Source organism: Photorhabdus sp. P32, from assembly GCF_038085095.1.
GTDB lineage: Bacteria > Pseudomonadota > Gammaproteobacteria > Enterobacterales > Enterobacteriaceae > Photorhabdus > Photorhabdus luminescens.
Map to the genome: position 1 here is coordinate 67510 of NZ_JAZGJN010000289.1, position 21506 is coordinate 89015.

The following is a 21506-nucleotide window of genomic DNA, read 5'->3' on the forward strand; positions in this document are numbered from 1 at the left end:
AGCCGTAATTTAACTGAGTTAATCCCCTAATATACGGCTGCATTCTAATCAATCAAAACGTTTAATTATCATTATCTTCTCGTAGTGATAACATTTCACTTTCCATTTATTTACAAATATTTACTACTTCTACTATTTACTGCCCGCCATAGAGCGCCTTTAATAAACACCTCGTATTAACTACAAAAGCCTTTCAGTCCATTTCTCAACCGACATATTGGTTTATATTTAACCACATTATAAAAAACTATAAATAAATATTTATATATAGTTATACTAATTAATAATTTTATAATGTTATTAATTGATATTTGATATTACCCGAGATCAACTATAATCACCCTGCCTTACAATTGTGACTTTAAAATTAAAAAACAATATTTTTATATGAACAGTCATTTCTGTAAATCAGATGGACGCAGTAGCTACATAGCTAAATAAATAATAAATTTAATCAACTCGGAGGATTATATGTCACATTCTGAATATGATATCGTAGATAAAAACGATGCCAATCAGTCAACAGAAACGGAATATACCGTAGTCAATGGTAAATACTGGGAATATAAACAAGATGATAACAAAAATGATGAAAAACCATTTGTTTCATTGCTAAAAGGCAATCAAGATTATCCAACCTGGATAACCTCTGATATTAAAGATGTGGGTCTATACACCATAGAAAATTTATTTTCTTATAATAAATACTCAAATAAATTACAACAGACTTTGAAACAAGCTGTGGACGCTGTTTTCAATGGATATTCAGAAATAAAATATTCTGAGTTACTGCATAATATTAATAACATATTCAACCTTTTTTTTATAAAAAACTATAATAGTACGGACATCAATACAGCAATCAATATCTTAATATCAAAAATAGAAATTTACGATAAATTAGGAAAGATAAATAGGGATAAGGCCGAATCAGATCAAACTAAAATTGATATATGGCAGGAGCTGGGTATCAATGCCGAAGAACCTTTACTGAAAATATATCGTCAGGCATTCTCTACCGGAGATATCGATGATGAGGTCTATTCAGATGCATTGCTAACGTTTATGTCAGATGGCAATGTCGCGTTAAGTGATAAAGAAAAATCAGATTATAACCAACGAATCAAAGATAAAGAAGATCTTTTCAAAGCCTATAAAAAAGGCATTGAAAAGGTAAATAGTTTAATTGCCGCTAATAATATTCATCCAGGTATTCCAATTATTCACCCAGAAACCAACCAAAGTATCAGCATTGGAGATGACATATTATTAGCTCTACTAGCCAAAGAGGAAATAGCATTAAAAAAACAATATCGTACCGAGTATAGCCAGAAAGATATTCTCGAGCTGCAAACGCTACAAGCTGCTAAATATCATTTATTAGTCTTATCCTCATTAGGTACCCTATTATATCAAATTGCCCCCAAAGTCGAAAAAATAACTAAAAGTCATGGTGACTATCGCGATATCTTGTTTGCTCAAGATCAGGCTGAGTTATTATTTAAAAAACATAATATTCATTATGATACTGACCATGTTTTCTCCCAAGAATCCAAACATATTGAAATGGAAGGTTGTATTATTTTAACAGCGGCAATCATTTATCGAATGAGAAAAGAGAATGCTAATGTGGATCAGGCATTCAATTATTCCACATTAGAAACAATAAAGTTATTTGAAAATGATAAACAAAAACTTAATCCATTCAATAAAAATAACGTAAAACCAACAGGATATTTTTCTTTCATCGATTTCAAAAAGAGAGATAAATTTGATTCACAATACAATTTTAATGAGCAATTTAATGTTTATAAAAACAAATACAGTCATTATGAATCCATTTCACTTAGTAAATTAATACTTTCATCTCCGGCTGCAAAATTAACTGTCGAAGAAATTATTAATCCACCAGAAGAAGCCTTTCTCTATTCAGTCGAACAGGGAATGGGAAATGTCGCCATGATCAAAATGCATCAGGGTAATTGGCTGGTGATCTCAACAATACAAGGCGGAGTGAAAGCAAGAAAATATTCCCAACAACAAGTTGATAGCCAGCCCACCTTACGTGCGATGTCCAGACCCAATGCACTATTTTTAATTGAACGAAAAGTTATGATAGGCATCGGAATATTTATGGAAAATGAAATAGTCAATACAGGGAAAAGACTGTTTCCAATTGGCTATGAACGAGCTAAAACCCTGAGTGGTTTCTCAGAAACACGCAGATATAAATATTCTTACGACGCATTCTGGAACGATTATTATGGTATAACTTCAGGGATGAATGTAGGAATTAGCTTCACAGGCTCTCCTAAATTTAATTTTTATAAAGAAGAGAACTTACTTTCTGTTACCACAACGATAATTCAACAAGGTTTAAATGATATTGCAATAAAAAGTAAACAAGCGCTAGATATTACTTCTGGCTGGCATATAGCAGCAACTATTCTTATTCCTTTCTATAATGTTATCTATAAAGCAACAACCGATAGTGAATATAAATTAACTGGAGAAGATATTGGCTCAATTGTCTTTGATACAGCGAATGTGCTGTTAGTTGTTGCTACTCTGGGTATGTCATTGACTGAATCAATGGCTGCAAAAGTCACACAAACCACATTGCGCCTCAGACAAGCCGGTCTGACCGGAAGAGCATTAATTACCGCGGTTATCAGAACATTACCAGAACATGGCGTAATCACTTTACGCCAATCTTCCAGCATTCTGCTCGGCGGATTAATCGATTTAATCGAACCTTTACCCATTAGATCAACACTGACCTTAACTTACCGAGGAGTCGTCAGCGCAGTAGGTGCGATAAAAAATAGCATTAAACTTGAGAAAAGTTTCGCTGATATTTTTAGCAAAAGTACCAGAGGGCTTGGCAAACTTAAAAATGAATGGCAAGTCAGCAATATTTCACTCGATAGAATGGTACCTCATGCAAATGAGGGAATATATAAAGGGATTTATTCAATACGCCCTATTAATATGGAAACAGCAGTTAAACAGAACTACTATATCAAGGAATCTGGCGCTAATTATCAAGTCAAATGGGATGAAGCAAACCACACCTGGCGCGTAGCCAACCCGGCTTATCCGGAACAATTTAGTTATTGGTCTGCGGTGAAATTAGATAAAAATGGACATTGGGTTACTCATACCGATATATCTAATAAGTCTCTTATCCTGGAACAAAGTAGAAAAATAGATCAGGAACTTGAAGCAGCACGCGGTAATATTAATAGCGATAAAATATTGGATGCATTTATTCATATCAATACCGCATTCAAAAATTATGAAAAATATGATATCGATAAATTATCGGATATTACTGACACATTAACCCATTTCTTGGAAAAATCGCTAAAACTTGGCAATAAAGAAGCTCTACTCAACACGAAGGTAGCGAATATCCAACAAGCTTGGATACGTGAAGTCACCTTGCCATTACAGAATAATCTCAGTATTTCGGCTGAAAAAATTAATGCCATCAAAACCGAACTGCCTTATTTATTGAGGGAAATCTATCCGATTGAAAATCAATTACCTAATGCATCAGCAATCAATAAAATCGCCCTTGCCATTGAAGAAATACCTAGCACACCGATGCCAAAATATTCTTCGGGTAATATCCAAAAAACAATACAATATACATCCATAGGAGGTAACCGTGTAGATATCCCTCCTGTCGGGATCACAATAACAGGCAACGATCTATTTATTAATAAAGTCACTCACGTATTAGATAAAATAAGTGAAATCCCTTCCGGAAATATCGTTATTCAGGAACTTGAAAAACAGGGTTTAAATATCAAACCACCGACAATGGATGCCATTGTACGCGAAAAAGATGGTCAATTTTATGCCCGTAATAGTGCCGGTAGCAGTATTGCCTTTGATCCAGAAAATCACCTGATTGGTACAGAAGAAAAACTTGCCGAGGAGCCTTGGCGTTCCCGTGAACCGGCTATCGCTTTATATCATGAGATGCTACATATCTATTATAATCGTTACCCAACATGGTTTACTTCTATCGATAATAAAATAATTGATCAAAAAATCAGCGGCGGTTCTTCTTTGCTGGAAGAATCACGGATTGTGGGAACAAAATATTACGCCAACGATAAAAATACGTTATTTGATTTCAGTAATTCCGACTATTTATTGGAAAACAATTCGGCCTTATTGACTGAAAATAGATTCAGAGCAGAATATGCCCTATTCAAAGGTGAACGTGAGTATGTTATTCAACCTTATTATGGTAAAGGCGATAGCCAAATCCCATTGACAAGCATCAGAATAAGTACCAATGAATCACATCGCAATGTCATGGGTGTCGGTAGTGGAAAACCTGAAAAAATACCCGGTGAATCAGCTACTGATTACCGTAATAGAGTGAGGGAATGGCGAAAAACCAATAAAAAACCGGAAGAAGACATTGGAACGGGCGATCTTAGAAAAACAAAAGCACAATCCAGAATAGGGATTTTACAAAAAGAATATCCTCAATTTGAACCACAAAAAATTGAGCTTGGTGGTGCATTCGAATTATGGACAGTACCTAATGAACCTGCAAATAAATTAATGCTGAGTTCACATGGATATTTCTTCTCTGATAGTGCGGCGACGCAGGTCCCTGCGGGAAAAACGATTCAATTTTTTGGTCCCCACGGTCAGACATTATTAGAAGCGCCGGAAAATCCATTAAATTCCCCTTTCGATGTCACATTGGGTAATAGCGGCTTTACGATACAACCTTATGCAACGATAGAATCAGGCAATAAAGCAGGTTCAGCCAGTGTAAAAATAGGTGATAAAACATTTACCGTGAACGATATTCAGAATATGGCTGCCGATGATATTGAAAATTATCTGCTAGCCACTGGAGTAGAAGCCAATACAACCAATCATGGCAAGGTAAGAAATTACGGCATCAAATATTATGAGAAAATGCCGGATGAGGAAGTGAAGGCGGCAATATGGAAAAATAGAGCAGACAGTACGAATATCAATAAATATGATGCGCTATTAGTCAGCCCGGAAGCTGGAAATCGTAAAAAATTATCCGATATTTTTACACTGCTGAGAACCGACGAAAGGATGGCAAAATATGATGAAATAACCTTTGTCGCCTGTCGTGAAGAATTGAATAGAATAAACATGAAATCAGTACACGATACCGGCCTTGGCGGTGGTTATGAACCAAAACTACAACCAACGGTAATTCTTTCACGTTCAAAACGATCGGCTACGCTCACGCCCGACGGAGCAATAATTTATTCTGTTATTGCAGTAAATCTGCATTACAATCTCATAACGGAAAAAATCGTCGGTATAGCCCCTTTCCTATTTATGGATAATTAAAAGTTATAGTTAATTAAAAGGTCTCTTTGTATTACTTGAAACACTAAATTGAGGCGAGGAATTTTTTCTCGCCTTATTTATTTTAAACTGTACTCATTCTGCTTCTGGCAAAAATAACTGTACACTTCTGCCAGAAAACGCAGTACAAACGTATCCTAAGCACTGATCTCATTGAACAGGCTAAGGCGCTGGATTTGAATTTGTCCACAACGCTAAACAAGGCGTTGGAACAGATAGTTAAAGAGCGGCAACGCGAACGCCGGTTGGCCGAAAACCTTGCCGGTCTGGAAGCACTAAATGACTTCGTTGAAAAGAATGGTCTTTTTTCTGATCTCGCTCGACTTGACATGCCGGTTCAATCCAATGAACTTCTGCGTAAAACAATGCAAACTCCGGCACCTTGGGATAAAGCGTAAAGATTTCAATACCAGAACTTTTGAATATGTTTTTGCCGCAATATATCAGATCCTTTCCTAGTAGCCGTTCTTGATCGCCTTGATGTAGATAACTTAATTACAAGCAAGGAATTCACTAGCATTTATTCTATAAAGGTCTCATATAAAACCCTAAAGTATCAAAAATACATTTATGAGATTTATATAGAACGTTTAAATTTTTATCCTTTCATAATTAAGTTTTGGTAAAATAAGAGGTATTATAAAGCCTCTTAACTATCAAATTTAAACTTAGGAGATGCGTTTGTGGCTTTAATGATTTATACCGAATCGGAGTTGCTGGCAGAACTTGGGCATCGCCTCCGGGAACATCGGCTACGGCGTAACATGCTCCAGACAGAGCTAGCACTCAGGAGCGGTATTTCCGTCTCGGCGCTCAAAAAACTTGAAGGCAGCGGGCGGGGCACGCTTGAGAATTTTATGAAGGTCGTCTTTGCTCTACGGTTAGAAAACGAGATTAAGTCCTTGTTTATGCTACAACCGGCCAGCATTGCTCAACTCGAAGCCATGAAAGCGCCGGTTCGCCAGCGCGCCCGGCGAACCCAACGTTCATCCCGGAAACCCTCCGGCAACGGCCGCGCTCATCAATCAGGAGACGCAAAAAAATGACGACGCGAAACTTTCAGTACCAGTCACTGGACCGACTACAGGTGATCTACCACGGTCATGGAGAACAGTGGGTATTGGGTCATCTGGCCGAAAGTACTGTGCGCGGCCGCTATTTATTTGAATACACCGACAAAGCTCTTGATAGCGGCATCGAATTCTCGCCTCTGCAACTACCGCTTTCCTCTGATACTTACGCGAATTTTGAATACTTTCAGGACTGGCTCCCCGGCTTCATTGCAGATTCCCTGCCAGATGGGTGGGGACGGCTGATTATGGACCGGTTCCTTCGCCGTAATCATGTCGATCCTGGTCGGATTTCAGTCCTGGAACGCCTTGCATTGTTAGGCGATAACACGATGGGCGCTCTGACCTACCAACCTGCTCTGCCTTTACCTGACGACCAAGAAGACAAATATAGTATTCTGAACTTGACTGGGCTAGCTCAGCAGATTCGTCAGGAAGTAACTGGTCAGGACTCAGAGGCACTGCGTGAACTTTTCCTGCTTGGCGGCTCGCCTCACGGAGCCAGACCAAAAGCGCAAGTAGAATATAATCCATCTACCGGACAGATGAAAACGACTGCGTTCCCGGGGAGTGAGCCTTGGTTGGTCAAATTCCCCGCAGCACAGGAAAATCCTTGGGTCTGCGCTCTTGAAGAAGCATATGCCTGTACCGCTAGAATAGCGGGCATTGATTTCCCCACAAGTCGCTATTTCCGCCTTGAAGGGGAACTCGCTGCATTCGGTGTCCGGCGGTTTGATCGTGAGAATGGCATGCGAGTGCCGGTACTGAGTATGGCCGGCGCCCTACATGCCGACTTCCGCTTACCTTGTATGGATTACATAGATATCTTACGGGCGACTGGTTCCATCACGCGCTCTGTCATTGAGCGAGAAATCCAAGCCCGGCGTATGGTGTTCAACGTGTTGATGCATAATCGTGATGATCATGTGAAGAATTTTTCTTTCATTCTGAATGAAAGCAATGAATGGGTGGTATCCCCCGCCTATGATCTGACCTTTGCAGACGGACCCGGCGGACAACATCAAACCTCAGTGACCGGCCACGGAACAGATATCACCCGCACCATGTTGCTCAAGATTGCCAAAGATTCAGGCATCACGTCGGCCAGAATGAACAACATTATTGATGAAATAGCGGATGTCGCCGCTGACTTCGCTCATATTGCACAGAATGTAACTGATGATATTCCCACTGACGAACTCCATCAGGTCACAGACTGCATTAACCGAAATCTGTCCTGCCTCAAACGATAAATTCAGGGTGCGAGTCTTCCGAATTCTTCTGTTAAAAGGGTGCCACCGGAGTGGCAACCCAATTTACGGTTTTATATCTGCGATTAAATTATAATCCCAATTCAGATAATCCAGGATGATCATCAGGGCGGCGACCTAAAGGCCAATGAAATTTACGTTCAGACTCTTTTATCGGAAGGTCATTAATGCAAGCATAGCGGTTGTACATCAAGCCATCTTCGTTAAATTCCCAGTTCTCATTACCATACGAGCGAAACCAGTTACCGGAATCGTCATGCCATTCATAAGCATAACGAACCGCTATTCTATTATCAGTAAATGCCCAAAGTTCTTTAATTAAGCGATATTCATGTTCTTTCGCCCATTTTCTGGTTAATAAACCCTGAGCCTCTTTACGGCTATGCACAAATTCAGCGCGATTACGCCAATGGGTATCCAATGAATAGGCCAATGCAACCTTTTCTGGATCACGACTATTCCATCCATCTTCCGCTAAACGGACTTTCTGAATAGCAGTTTCCCGGGTAAATGGCGGCACCGGCTGGCGAATTTCTTTTGTATCAGACATATTGTCTCCTAATTAATTACAATTAAATTTTTCATTAACTCATATCGCATTTATTCAGCAATGCCCTGGCAATATTCATCGCCTCTAAAGCATAATGTGCATCATTCATCACATGCGCAGTCGTAATTGCGCCTTCTATTAAGAGTAGGAATTTCTTCGCTAAATCCACCGATGAATCTGGCGATATTTCTTCACAAATCGAAAGTACGTAAGTAAAAACTTTCTCTTTATGTTCCTTAGCAATTATTCTTACCGGATCATCAGGGTTAGGGCGTTCACCAGATGTATTAATAAATGCACATCCTCTAAAATCATCACTCGCGAACCATCTTTGTAATACCAGAAAAATATTCAGTAATTTTTCTCCTGGCGTTTTATATTCAGCTAGTGATGAGGTAAACCACCGCATCCAGCGTTCATCTCGCCGACGAAGAACTTCTTCAATCAACCCCTCTTTCGTACCAAAATAACGATAAATTGTCTTACGTGAGGAACCTGTCGTGCGCGTTATCAGATCGATACCTGTAGCCGCAATCCCTCTTGTGTAAATCAATTCCTCTACAACATCCAACATGTTTTCCCTGATATTGGGCGCTTGCTCACCTTCCATGTTTTTCATGGTAGAACGATCATTCTCCATAGTCAACCTCTTTACTAAAAAAATGGATTTAAATTGTTATCTATATGATTTAAAAAACAATTATTAATACTCGCTGCCTTTATCATCAAAATTACTCATTTCCACATGAGAACACCTTTTAATAATGATCTTATCAGAGAAATAAAGAAATAATATTAAATTTCCTATTACCGTTTCTTGCTTATTATATCAATTAAAAAATAGAAATTTATTTGTAAGAGGAAAAATAATATTACAAAATTATTTCAGTATAATATTTTCAAGAATATATCTTGCTTATTAATTGTGAATTAATTCTAATTAAATCATTTAGGAATATTATTAATGAATATATTAAAACACTACCAATAATTAAAATCAGGAATAAAATGAATGAAGGGCGAATATCCGCCCTTCTGTCAGCCGCCAGCTAATTTAACTGTCATGCCTTTGGCTTCAAGTAACTGTTTCAATAAATCTCTTTTATCGCCTTGAATTTCAATCTCACCTTCTTTCACTGAACCACCACAGCCGCATTTTTTCTTCAATTCAGCCGCCAGCTTAGCTAGCGTCTGATCATCAGCATCAATCCCGGTAATTACACAAACCCCTTTTCCTTTACGGCCACTGGTTTGACGCTGAATACGAACGATGCCATCCCCTTTTGGACGCTGAGGTTTAACTGTTTCTTCCTGAATGCGCCCTCTGTCTGTGGAATAGACTAACCGCGAATTATTATCTTGCATTAATAACTCCCGCAATAGATTGATTAATCTGGCGCAATGTTGCCGCAGGATCGGCGGCACGGGTAATCGGACGCCCAATAACCATATAATCAACGCCAGCCAATACCGCCTGTTCTGGGGTCATGATACGCCGCTGATCTCCCGCCTCACTGCCCGTCGGACGAATGCCGGGAGTAACTAATTGAAAATTCTGACCACAAACCTTTTTCAGTTGCTGAGCTTCATGCGCAGAACAAACCACACCATCCAGCCCACATGCCTGAGTCAGTTTTGCCAGCCTTTCGGCCTGTTGCGCTGGCGCCATATCAATACCAATACCTTGCAGATCCGATCGTTCCATGCTGGTTAATACCGTGACAGCAATTAGCAACGGCGCATTATGACCATAAGGTAGCAGCGCCTCTTTCGCCGCCATCATCATTCTGGCGCCGCCACTAGCATGTACATTTACCATCCAAACCCCCATCTCAGCAGCAGCGGCTACCGCTCTGGCGGTGGTATTAGGAATATCGTGGAATTTCAAATCCAAAAATACTTCAAAGCCACGTTGATGCAGCAACTTAACAAACTGCGGACCATGAAGGGTAAACATCTCTTTACCCACTTTCAGACGGCAATCCCGTGGATCAATGTTGTCGGCAAAAGCCAGCGCCGCATCCTGATTGTCATAATCTAAAGCAACAATAACAGGCGAGCTAATCTGTCTACCGAACGATGTTAAGGTATGAGATGTCATTTTTTAACCTTTTTGACTAACAAAGCAACATTACGATGACACTGTCACTGACCATCTAATCCACGGATCGGTTTAATTGAATCCCACGAACGACATGATGGACAGTGCCAATAAAGTGAATGAGAAGTAAAGCCGCATTTATGGCAGCGATAATTAGGTTTAGTCCGAATTTGCTCACCAACCATGTCCCGCAACAAGATAATACTTTCTTTCGCCCGCCCCTCTTCCGCCTCAGCTAAATGGTAATCCATCAGGCGATAAAACAGGCGCATGGTCGGATGACGCTCTAATCGATGGTTGATATAAATTTGCGCGACTTCATGTCCTTTTTGCTGCTCGATAATATCCGCCAACAAAAGCTCGGCCGTAGCCCCACAATCTTCCTCTACACAACGTCTCAGGAAATCTTCCCATTCATCAATCTGATTCAGATGCTGGTAACACTCCTGGAGAATAGGCAACACCTCGCTAACCAATTGTTTATCTTGCTCAAGAACAGATTTTAAAGCATCCGCCGCTTTGGTGTACTCTTGTCGGGCCATAAACAGGCGCCCCAACATGATAGAAACTCTGGCGCAATTTTTATCTGCCTGAACCGCTTTATTGAGATAACCGATGGCCTCATCAAGATCATCGCCACTCATCTCTTGTAAAGCGAGCTCACAATAAAAATGGGCAATTTTCTCCCGTAAATCATGTTTGCCGGATTTGACTAATTTCTCGGCGATATCAATGGCTTTTTTCCAATCACTGGTTGCTTGATAAATAGTTAGCAGCGATTGAAGCGCATTTTGCCGAAAATCTTTTTCATTCACCAACTGAGCAAACATATTTTCAGCACGATCATACAAACCCGCAGACATATAATCGCGGCCCAATTGTTGCGTCGCAAGCAAACGCTGATCAAATGTCAGAGAAGCGCTTTCCATGAGAGATTGATGAATACGGATAGCCCGCTCGACTTCCCCTCTGGAACGGAATAGATTCCCCAAAGTCAAATGCGCTTCAAAAGCGGAACTATCCTCTTTAAGCATTTCAAGAAACAGATCCACCGCTTTATCTTGCTGGTTTGAAAGGAGGAAGTTAACTCCGGCAACATATTCTCGTGATAAGCGATCAGCATTTTGTTGCTTATCCTGTTGAGCACTCCTGCGCCCCATATACCAGCCATAAGCAGCGGCCACAGGAAGCAACAGAAACAGCAGCTCTAACATAGGAGTTTATTCCTTGCTAAGTGCAAGCGATGAATGAGTAACCGAAGGCTCAGCAGGTTGCTCCAGTTGCGCTTCGAGTCGCTTAATCTTTCGTTCAGCTCTGCCTAATGACAAACGAGCACGAAGATAAAATAATCCACAAATAACCCAACCTAACACGAAACCGCTAGCAAATAATACAGCTAAAAGTGTAGATACAGAGTAATTCCCTTTAGCAATCAGATAGTTAAATGTAACAACCTGATCGTTATTCGATCCAAGCGTCACCGAAATGACAAAGATCGCCAACACCAGTAATAAAATCAGAAAATATTTCACATTTTTTCCTGTTATCTAATTGTTGCTTGGACATTATGCTGGATAACGGCTCATTAAATTAGCATTTCCAGTCTGGATATAGGAAGCAATTTATCATGATAAATGCGTCTTTTAGCTTTTTTACGATATCTTCCCATCGATTAAGTGTAAATAAGAAGCAATTATACCGCCAAATCCTTTTTGCCGTTAATCAACCGCCACTTTTCTGTGAGATAACAAATAACCATCACTAATACCGCACTAATTAACGTTGATGTGATAATATCCTGCGGCCAGTGCATACCTAATGCCATTCTGCTAATCAAAACACTCATTGCCCATATCGTCACAATTATAGATAAAATATAGCGACGACGCGGCCATAAAAAACCGACTAAAAGTAGTGACAAACTGGCAGCAAACAAGGTATGTCCAGAAGGAAAAGCATATCCCGTCTCTCTTTTCCAATGAGTAAGTTGCCACTGTGGAATACGGTCATCAGCTTTTAAATAGCGCTGCAACAACTCGGCCCGCTGTTTTCGCTGATACTGATAAAACTCATCTGTCGGCGCCCGATAGTTTTTTTCTAACCAAACAACATAAGGGCGAGGCTCTTTAGTGGTATTTTTTACCAAAACCTTTATGCCTTGCCCTGTTAAAAGAAGCCCCAGAACAATAGCAACCAATATTCCTCCCTGTCTGACCGAAGTAGCAAACAGCAACAGTAGCCCTAAAATAAAAAACAGAAAAACCAGATAACACCACGGCTCACCAGAAGTATTCGTAATCCAATACAGTATTTCAAGCCATAAATATTCTCCCATAGGCTGCCATTGCCAACCTGCCGTCAATACGGCTACAGGCGGTAGCAATAAAATCAAAGTTGCGATAATAATAGGTTTGATAAATTGATTCATATCTGATACCGGACTATTTTTATACATATTTTAAAAACCTGTTCAGCGTTAACATGTTAGTGCCATAGCTGCCATTTATATATGATTATTTGAAAGTTTTTGACAGATAATTTGCAGTAAATATGGCAAAATATCGTCACATTATGATCAGAGAAAATCTTTTACGCAGTGTCCACTGATTTCCCAGACCGGTATTGTTTTTCGCATCTATGTCTTGTAACGAGTCTGAATCAACATATGAACAATAAAATGCAGTTAAAACGAGTCGCTGAGGCCAAGTTACCCACTCCCTGGGGCGATTTTTTAATGGTTGGCTTTGAAGAAGTCGCCACAGGTCAAGATCATGTCGCATTAGTATACGGTACTATTTCTGGCAATGAGCCTGTTCTTTCCAGAATCCATTCAGAATGTCTGACCGGTGACGCCCTGTTTAGTCTACGTTGTGATTGCGGCTTTCAACTTGAAGCCGCCCTTGCTCAGATTGCTAAAGAAGGACGAGGCGTATTACTTTACCATCGGCAAGAAGGTCGTAATATTGGCCTACTCAACAAAATTCGTGCTTACGCATTACAGGATAACGGTATCGATACCGTAGAAGCTAACCATCAGTTAGGTTTTGCCGCTGATGAGCGTGATTTTACCTTATGTGCAGATATGTATAAATTACTCGGCGTTCAAGCTATTCGCCTGCTGACAAATAATCCTAAAAAAGTGGAAATTATGGCCGAAGCCGGGATTAATATTGTAGAACGTGTTCCATTAATTACCGGCCGTAATCCTAAAAATGCTTATTATTTAGATACCAAAGCCAGAAAAATGGGTCATTTGTTACCTGAGCAGAATTAGTTTTTCAGTAAGCTAGCGGGGAAAGACGGCGCTTAAATAATCAGTGCCGCCTTTAGTATATGCTGTAAAGACTATTTCAACATGTGGCGAATAACGTAATGCAAAATACCGCCGTGATGGAAATAATCCAATTCAGTTCCGGTATCAATACGACACCGAGCATTGATGATTTCCTTACGCCCATCCACATAAGTCAGTTTCACCGGTATAATCTGCCCTGGCTTGAGGTTATTCATCCCTTCAATATCAATTGTCTCCTCGCCTCGCAAATTTAGCGTCTTACGATTTACGCCTTCAGGGAATTCCAGTGGTAATACCCCCATGCCAATCAGGTTCGAACGGTGAATACGCTCAAATGATTCCGCAATCACCACTCTAACGCCCAATAACCGAGTCCCTTTCGCTGCCCAGTCGCGGCTCGAACCGGAACCATATTCTTTACCTGCAATGATAGCTAACGGTGTTTTTTCTTCCTGATAACGCATAGCCGCATCATAAATCGCTAATTGTGTTTGTGACGGAATATGACGGGTATATCCTCCTTCTACACCAGAAATCATCTCATTACGGATACGGATATTAGCAAATGTTCCACGCATCATGACTTCATGATTACCGCGCCTTGAGCCGTAGGAGTTAAAATCTTTCGGTTCAACGCCATGTTCCTGAAGATAACGCCCTGCCGGACTGTCAGCCTTGATATTCCCCGCCGGAGAAATATGGTCTGTGGTTACAGAATCCCCAAGAATAGCCAATATATTCGCACCGTGAATATCCGTTATCGCTTCCGGCTCTGCTGTCATCTCATTAAAGAATGGCGGGTGGCGAATATAAGTAGAATCAGGCTGGAAGTGATAAGTTGCCGAGCTCGCAACGTCCAGCGATTGCCATGTTTCATCACCATCAAAGACTTCCGCATACTCTTTATGAAACATATCAGCCTTAATTTGCTCAACAGCTTCAGCAATTTCTTTGCTATCAGGCCATATATCCTTCAAATAGATATTATTGCCGTGTTGATCTTGACCAAGAGGATCTTTAGTTAAATCCTTTTTCATGCTGCCAGATAGAGCATACGCTACAACTAACGGCGGCGACGCTAGCCAGTTAGTTTTTATCTGAGGATGGATACGACCTTCAAAGTTTCGGTTGCCAGAAAGGACTGCGCCGACGGTAAGATCAGTTTGTTTAATCGCCATTTCAATAGCTTCAGGCAGCGGCCCAGAGTTGCCAATGCAAGTTGTGCAACCATAACCAACCAGATTGAAGCCCAATTGCTCCAGATATGGCATCAAGCCTGCCAGTTCAAGGTAATCCGTCACCACTTTCGAGCCGGGCGCCAGTGAGGTTTTCACCCACGGTTGGCGTTTAAGCCCCTTCTCAACCGCTTTCTTCGCCAACAAACCCGCAGCCATCAGTACGCTGGGATTAGATGTGTTGGTACAGGAAGTAATCGCAGCAATGACGACAGCACCTTCTTCTAACTCGTACTTTTGGTTACCCAAATTCACTGGCGCTGAGACGGCTTTCCCCTGGGATTTATTCATTTCCAAATCAACGGCTGATTGAAATACTTGAGGGACTCGTGCTAAAGCCACTCTGTCTTGTGGACGTTTCGGCCCAGCGAGGCTCGCTTCCACCGTTGACATGTCCAGCTCAAGACTGCTGGTAAATACCGGTTCATCACCGGGATTTCGCCATAATCCCTGGACCTTACAATAGGCTTCCACCAGCGCAATCTGCTGTTCTGTACGCCCTGTCAACCGCATATAGCTCAGGGTAATATCATCTATCGGGAAGAAACCGCAAGTTGCGCCATATTCCGGCGACATATTGGCAATGGTTGCCCTGTCCGCCAGCGGCAAGTCAGCTAACCCATCCCCATAAAATTCTACAAATTTCCCGACCACGCCATGTTTACGCAGCATTTGAGTCACTGTTAGCACAAGGTCTGTTGCGGTAATCCCTTCGCATAACTTGCCAGTAAGTTTAAAACCCACCACATCAGGAATAAGCATGGAAATAGGTTGTCCTAACATAGCTGCTTCAGCTTCAATACCACCTACACCCCATCCTAAAACACCGAGGCCATTGATCATGGTGGTATGAGAATCGGTACCAACCAAGGTATCAGGATAAGCCAGCTCCCGTCCGTTATGCATTTCATGCCAAACCGTTTTACCCAGGTATTCTAGGTTTACCTGATGGCAAATTCCCGTTCCTGGCGGGACAACACGAAAACGGTTAAAAGCTTTTTGCCCCCAACGCAGAAAGAGATAACGTTCATAGTTGCGTTCCATTTCTAGTTGAACATTTTGTTCAAAGGCTTTTTCCGTGCCAAATTTATCCACCATAACTGAATGGTCAATAACCAAATCAACAGGGGATAGCGGATTTACCTGTTCAACATCGCCACCAAGACGCCGAACCGCTTCTCTCATAGCCGCTAAATCAACAACGGCAGGAACACCGGTGAAATCCTGCATCAATACACGTGCTGGCTGGTAAGCAATTTCTCTGTCTGCATGGCCGGTATTTTGCCAATCAACAATCGCTTTCAAATCATCATCCACAACAGAATTGCCATCAATATTGCGAAGAAGATTTTCCAGAAGAACTTTCATGGATTTGGGTAAACGGGAAATATCCCCCAAATGTTTAGCAACCAGTGGTAAGCTGTAATAATCATATTGTTTACTTGCAGCGGAAAGTGTTGAAACACAAACCTTTTTCAAATCAAACGACATAACTCCTCCTTCTTCTTATATTGGCATAACTCAAAACTACCTTAATGATAATGGCACAAATTAAACATAACATATAAGTAAATATTTGTTTTTTATTACCGCACAATGGGTCAATTCAGTGTATCTATCAGAATTTCAGTAATAAATTTTGATAATTTAGTCGGGTAAACAATCGAATGATAATCAGATAGAATTAACTCGCTAACAATTCAATTGGATTTAAATTATCAATAAAAAAACAAGGAAAAAATAATGGATATAAAAAACGCAATTACGAATAACCAGGAACATATCGCAAAAATCAATGAAGCTAATACGTTCTTTCATATCGATGACGCTCATTTTAGTATAGAAAATACCAATAAATATAACGAGAAAGATGGTTTAGTTCAGTTCATTATAGCCAAACAATTATCTGATAAACCAGAAGTTATAGAGAAAACTAATAAATTAAGTCAAACATTAATTGCACTTTCCTCCATCGCCACTAATTATGTCAATAAATACGCGGAAAAGTATGGAGAGCAATATAAAACAGACATGGACTTTTGGACTAAAGTCGTTAACAAATTACCTCTAATGGGTACCAGCAAAGTTGAATCTAAAAATTACACTGATTCATTAAATGGTTTAAGCATCTCAAAAAGTTTCCTTAATTTCATTATGAATGTAGTTGTATTCGAAAATACAGATATGTTGCCAGATTTCGCTAAGTTTCTTACTAAACAAGGGGAAACAATCCGCTTAGGTATACGGAAAAATAAAGGCTTCTATTCTACTGTGACACTGACGATTGCTATTGATACCTTGATTGTAGGAGATAAGACACTATATATTCCGAAACTAAAACTCTATCGAGTTAATTTTGATAGCACTAATTCAAACTTTTTATCAAGTTGTGCTTCTAATGAAAATGTCAACATTGATTTTGCGTATTCATCCTTAATATCGGTCTTAGACTATGAAGCGCTCGACAATCCTGAGATTAAAGCCAGTTTTGATAGTTTCATTAACAAACAAAGAAAAACATCAATAGAAGATTCTGATGATTTCTTCAGTGGTGAGTTTGAACCATCTGATAAGTAAAATTAGGGAGCCAATAGTAATATTGGCTCCCTAATTATTTCATTATACAATTGGTAATTTGATATCTTTAAACATAGCTTCGATATCTTCATTCGAGCGTAAAGCAACAGCCTGATCAATAACATCACGCGTCAGGTGAGGCGCAAAACGCCACATAAAGTCATACATGTAGCTGCGTAAAAAACTACTGCGACGAAAACCAATCTTAGTTGTGCTATAGCCGAATTTATCACGCATATCAATGCAAACCAGATCTTTATCCTGTACCGGATCAACCGCCATGTTGGCAATAACCCCCACACCTAACCCCAACCGGACATAGGTTTTAATAACATCAGCATCCGTCGCAGTGAAAACAATTTTAGGTTTTAAGCCCACTTTATCGAATGCAATATCTAACTCAGAACGACCAGTAAAGCCAAATGTATAAGTGACCAGTTGATATTCAGCCAATTCTTCAATTGAAACGCTTTCTTTACCGGCCAGCGGGTGATCCGATGTCACCACCAACGTCCTGTTCCAATGGTAACAAGGCAACATTATCAAATCTTCATATAAATGCAGCGCCTCAGTTGCAATAGCAAAATCAGCACTACCTTTACTCACAGCTTCAGCAATTTGTGTTGGCGACCCCTGATGCATGTGTAAAGAAACCTGCGGATAACGTTCAATAAAGCCTTTAATCACAGGAGGTAATGCATAACGGGCCTGTGTGTGGGTAGTAGCAATATATAGCGAACCACGATTCGGATAAGTATGTTCACTAGCAACTGACCGTATTGCATCAATCTTAGATAATACTTCACGAGAAATTCGGACAACCTCTTCACCTGCGGGAGTAACATGCGTCAGGTGTTTACCACTACGGGAAAAAATCTGAATACCTAATTCATCTTCAAGCATTCTGACCTGCTTACTGATCCCGGGTTGAGATGTATACAATCCTTCTGCCGTAGATGAAACATTAAGGTTGTGGTTTACCACCTCCACGATGTAACGAAGCTGTTGCAATTTCATATAAACACCATCCCAAAATAAACGCTGTGAACAATTATGACTTAGAAACTTGGTATGACTTAGAAACCTGGACTGATATTGCTGTTTGCTATTTATTATAACGAATAGAAATAATATTATTGTCGCATATAACCACTATAACACGATTATATATTTATATAACGAATAATCGAAAATTCATAATGAATGTTTAGCGCGATTCTAATTCATATATTTTAAGATACTGCCTATAGACGAAAAAAGCCAACCTATAAGGTTGGCTTAATAGAAGAAAATAATCCCTTTCCTGAGAAAAAGAGAGTGTTAATTCTGTCAAAAATTACTACTTTTTATCTTTCTCAACCCATTTTCCATCAACATAAAACACACTCCAACCCGTTGCCTTGCCATTTTTCTCCGAAGAAGCATATTGCTGTTTAGTTTTACGGCTAAAACGGATAACTGTTTTATTGCCTTCAGCATCTGCCGCAGGAGCATCAGCCAAATAGCGTAATTTCTCCGGCAGACGCTCTTTAAAACGCGCTAGTTCTTCTACCAACGGCGCTCTGGTTTCTCTAGATTTAGGGAAGGTATTCGCCGCTAAAAATACACCAGCGGCGCCATCGCGCAATACAAAATAGGCATCAGATTTTTCACAAGGAAGCTCTGGCAACGGAACCGGATCTTCTTTTGGCGGCGCTACTTCGCCGCTACGCAAGATTTTACGGGTATTTTTACAAGTTTCATCGGTACAGCCCATGTATTTACCGAAACGCCCCATTTTCAGGTGCATTTCAGCGCCACATTTATCACATTCGATAACCGGACCGTCATATCCCTTAATGCGAAATTCGCCCTCTTCCACTTCGTAACCATCACAAGCAGGGTTATTACCACAAACATGTAGTTTACGTTGGTTATCAATAAGGTAACTGTCCATCGCTGTACCACATTTTTTACAGCGACGACGGGCGCGCAACGCATTTGTTTCCGCCTCATCTCCTTCCAAGACATTAAGAATTTCATTCTCAGGGATAAGGTTTATCGTCTGTTTACAGCGCTCTTTAGGTGATAACGCATAACCAGAACAACCCAGGAAAACGCCAGTGGTTGCCGTCCGAATGCCCATAGAACGCTGGCAGGTCGGGCATTCAATAGAAGTAATAACCATCGGATTGGGCCGCATACCACCCTCTTCCGGCTCTTTATTGGCGACGTCTAGCTGTTCGCTAAAATCAGTGAAAAACTCATCCAGAACCCCTTTCCACTCGGCTTTGTTAGTTGCGACCTGATCAAGCTGATCTTCCATGCGCGCAGTAAAATCATAACTCATCAGCTCGTTGAAATTCTCTTCCAGACGATCAGTCACAATCTCTCCCATTTTCTCTGAGTAGAAACGGCGACTCTCTACTCGGACATAACCACGCTCCTGAATCGTGGAGATAATGGAAGCATAGGTGGATGGACGACCAATACTGCGTTTCTCCAGTTCTTTAACCAGAGATGCTTCACTATAGCGTGCCGGCGGTTTAGTGAAGTGCTGGCTTGGGAGCAGTTGTTGCAAATCAAGTTCCGTACCAATTTCAACAACCGGCAACGTGTGGTCTTCGTCGCCTTTGCGCAATACAGGCATCACTTTTGTCCAGCCATCAAAACGCAGTGTACGACCTTTGGCACGCAATTCAAAATCACCTGCCTGTACAGTCAATGTTGTGGAATCGTATTTCGCTGGCGTCATCTGACAAGCCACAAACTGACGCCAAATTAGCTGATACAGCTTCTGTGCATCCGCATCCATATCTTTCAGTTGTTCTGCCATGATATCAACACTGGAAGGACGAATCGCTTCATGCGCTTCCTGTGAATTCTCTTTACTGCTGTAAGTATTGGCTGTTTTTGGCAGGTAGTTATCGCCAAAATTATCATTGATATAACCACGAACCATATCCAGCGCATCCTGACTCAGGTTCGTTGAATCAGTACGCATATATGTAATATATCCGGCTTCATACAAACGCTGAGCCATCATCATGGTCTTTTTAACGCCAAACCCTAAGCGCGTGCTGGCTGCCTGTTGCAATGTAGATGTGATAAACGGCGCACTCGGTTTACTGGATGTCGGACGATCTTCACGATCGATCACTTTGTAACGGGCTTTTTCTAGTAAAGAGACAGCGGCTTGGGTTTGTTCACTATTAACCGGCTTAAACGGTTTACCCTGCTGATGGGTCACTTCCATATGCAGTGAAATTTCGCCTTTCGCCAGCAAATCAGCATGTAATTGCCAATATTCTACCGGTACAAACGCTTTAATTTCACGTTCCCTCTCTACTACAAGGCGTACTGCTACCGATTGCACACGACCGGCTGAGAGCCCTCTGGCAACCTTTTTCCACAGTAGCGGAGAAACCATATACCCCACGACGCGATCCATAAAACGGCGAGCTTGTTGAGCATTTATCCGATGAATATTTAATTCACCCGGATTATCAAATGCCTGTTTGATGGCATTTTTAGTGATTTCATTAAAAACAACCCGACTAAAACGATCGCCATCACCACCAATCACTTCCCGCAAGTGCCATGCAATGGCTTCTCCCTCGCGGTCAAGATCCGTTGCGAGATAAACATGATCAACTTTTTCAGCCAGTGATTTTAGCTCTGCCACGACCTTCTCTTTGCCCGGCAAAATCTGATAATTCGCTTCCCAACCACGGTATGGATCAACCCCCATACGGTTGACTAATGCAGCTTTCTCATCTTTTTTAACCTTCTTCTTAGACTTATCAGTAGATGAGCTCGAACTCTTTTGGCTGGCTGAGCCGCTGGTCGGCAAATCACGGATATGACCAACGCTGGATTTCACCACGTAGTCACTCCCCAAATATTTGTTGATTGTTTTGGCCTTTGCCGGGGACTCCACTATTACAAGAGCTTTACCCATAGTTATCTTTACCTAATTATCTTTTCAGATGGTGGAATTCACTGCGCCATATCACGGTATTTAAAACCTCTTTTTATATTGC

At 40.8% G+C, this 21506-nt stretch carries 16 protein-coding genes; 6 read left to right on the plus strand and 10 right to left on the minus strand.

All coding sequences use genetic code 11. The features are described 5' to 3' along the window. The first annotated feature begins 471 nt into the window (after nucleotides 1-471). From V2H77_RS19750 to V2H77_RS19765, 4 genes are all read left to right on the plus strand, one after another. A complete protein-coding gene (locus V2H77_RS19750) occupies nucleotides 472-5367 on the plus strand; it encodes a putative adhesin (RefSeq protein WP_341500174.1) in 4896 nt (1631 codons plus the stop codon). Between the two features lie 152 nt (nucleotides 5368-5519). Beyond that, a complete protein-coding gene (locus V2H77_RS19755) occupies nucleotides 5520-5783 on the plus strand; it encodes a type II toxin-antitoxin system CcdA family antitoxin (protein WP_341500211.1) in 264 nt (87 codons plus the stop codon). 459 nt (nucleotides 5784-6242) lie between these two features. Next, on the plus strand, nucleotides 6243-6431 hold the full coding sequence (locus V2H77_RS19760; RefSeq protein WP_254921166.1) for a hypothetical protein: 189 nt from the start codon (nucleotides 6243-6245) through the stop codon (nucleotides 6429-6431). Continuing rightward, nucleotides 6428-7708: a type II toxin-antitoxin system HipA family toxin gene (locus V2H77_RS19765; protein WP_341500175.1), complete on the plus strand. Its 1281-nt coding sequence runs from the start codon at nucleotides 6428-6430 to the stop codon at nucleotides 7706-7708. The genes V2H77_RS19760 and V2H77_RS19765 overlap by 4 nt, the downstream gene beginning before the upstream one ends. 88 nt (nucleotides 7709-7796) lie before the next feature. Here the strand turns inward: V2H77_RS19765 and V2H77_RS19770 are convergent, their stop codons facing one another. The 7 genes from V2H77_RS19770 to pgpB all read right to left on the minus strand — a co-directional run bounded on the left by V2H77_RS19770 (nucleotide 7797) and on the right by pgpB (nucleotide 12832). After that, complete coding sequence (locus V2H77_RS19770) at nucleotides 7797-8276, minus strand: nuclear transport factor 2 family protein (protein ID WP_341500176.1); 480 nt, start codon at nucleotides 8274-8276, stop codon at nucleotides 7797-7799. Nucleotides 8277-8310: 34 nt separating this feature from the next. Then, on the minus strand, nucleotides 8311-8916 hold the full coding sequence (locus tag V2H77_RS19775) for a TetR/AcrR family transcriptional regulator (protein ID WP_341500177.1): 606 nt from the start codon (nucleotides 8914-8916) through the stop codon (nucleotides 8311-8313). Between the two features lie 398 nt (nucleotides 8917-9314). Continuing rightward, entirely contained in the window at nucleotides 9315-9641 is a 327-nt protein-coding gene (yciH, locus tag V2H77_RS19780; protein WP_265377630.1) for a stress response translation initiation inhibitor YciH, read from the minus strand. Further along, nucleotides 9631-10377 carry an orotidine-5'-phosphate decarboxylase gene (pyrF, locus tag V2H77_RS19785; protein WP_341500178.1) on the minus strand — a complete coding sequence of 249 codons (747 nt, stop codon included), beginning with the start codon at nucleotides 10375-10377 and terminating at the stop codon, nucleotides 9631-9633. The genes yciH and pyrF overlap by 11 nt, the downstream gene beginning before the upstream one ends. Before the next feature lie 44 nt (nucleotides 10378-10421). After that, complete coding sequence (lapB, locus tag V2H77_RS19790; RefSeq protein ID WP_341500179.1) at nucleotides 10422-11591, minus strand: lipopolysaccharide assembly protein LapB; 1170 nt, start codon at nucleotides 11589-11591, stop codon at nucleotides 10422-10424. A 6-nt stretch (nucleotides 11592-11597) separates the two neighbouring features. Continuing rightward, nucleotides 11598-11909 carry a LapA family protein gene (locus V2H77_RS19795; protein WP_341500180.1) on the minus strand — a complete coding sequence of 104 codons (312 nt, stop codon included), beginning with the start codon at nucleotides 11907-11909 and terminating at the stop codon, nucleotides 11598-11600. Between the two features lie 161 nt (nucleotides 11910-12070). Then, nucleotides 12071-12832: a phosphatidylglycerophosphatase B gene (gene pgpB / locus V2H77_RS19800; RefSeq protein WP_341500181.1), complete on the minus strand. Its 762-nt coding sequence runs from the start codon at nucleotides 12830-12832 to the stop codon at nucleotides 12071-12073. Nucleotides 12833-13042: 210 nt separating this feature from the next. On the opposite strand from pgpB, the gene ribA reads away from it, so the two are divergent. Further along, a complete protein-coding gene (gene ribA, locus V2H77_RS19805; protein WP_341500182.1) occupies nucleotides 13043-13651 on the plus strand; it encodes a GTP cyclohydrolase II in 609 nt (202 codons plus the stop codon). A gap of 71 nt (nucleotides 13652-13722) precedes the next feature. On the opposite strand, the gene acnA is transcribed toward ribA, so the two are convergent. After that, on the minus strand, nucleotides 13723-16398 hold the full coding sequence (gene acnA / locus V2H77_RS19810; protein WP_341500183.1) for an aconitate hydratase AcnA: 2676 nt from the start codon (nucleotides 16396-16398) through the stop codon (nucleotides 13723-13725). A gap of 252 nt (nucleotides 16399-16650) precedes the next feature. Here acnA and V2H77_RS19815 point away from each other — a divergent pair, with 252 nt between their 5' ends. After that, complete coding sequence (locus tag V2H77_RS19815; RefSeq protein ID WP_341500184.1) at nucleotides 16651-17484, plus strand: hypothetical protein; 834 nt, start codon at nucleotides 16651-16653, stop codon at nucleotides 17482-17484. A 42-nt stretch (nucleotides 17485-17526) separates the two neighbouring features. Here V2H77_RS19815 and cysB read toward each other — a convergent pair whose 3' ends face one another. Continuing rightward, nucleotides 17527-18501: an HTH-type transcriptional regulator CysB gene (gene cysB, locus V2H77_RS19820; RefSeq protein ID WP_139656613.1), complete on the minus strand. Its 975-nt coding sequence runs from the start codon at nucleotides 18499-18501 to the stop codon at nucleotides 17527-17529. Between the two features lie 322 nt (nucleotides 18502-18823). Then, complete coding sequence (gene topA / locus V2H77_RS19825) at nucleotides 18824-21424, minus strand: type I DNA topoisomerase (RefSeq protein ID WP_341500185.1); 2601 nt, start codon at nucleotides 21422-21424, stop codon at nucleotides 18824-18826. Nucleotides 21425-21506 lie beyond the last annotated feature (82 nt).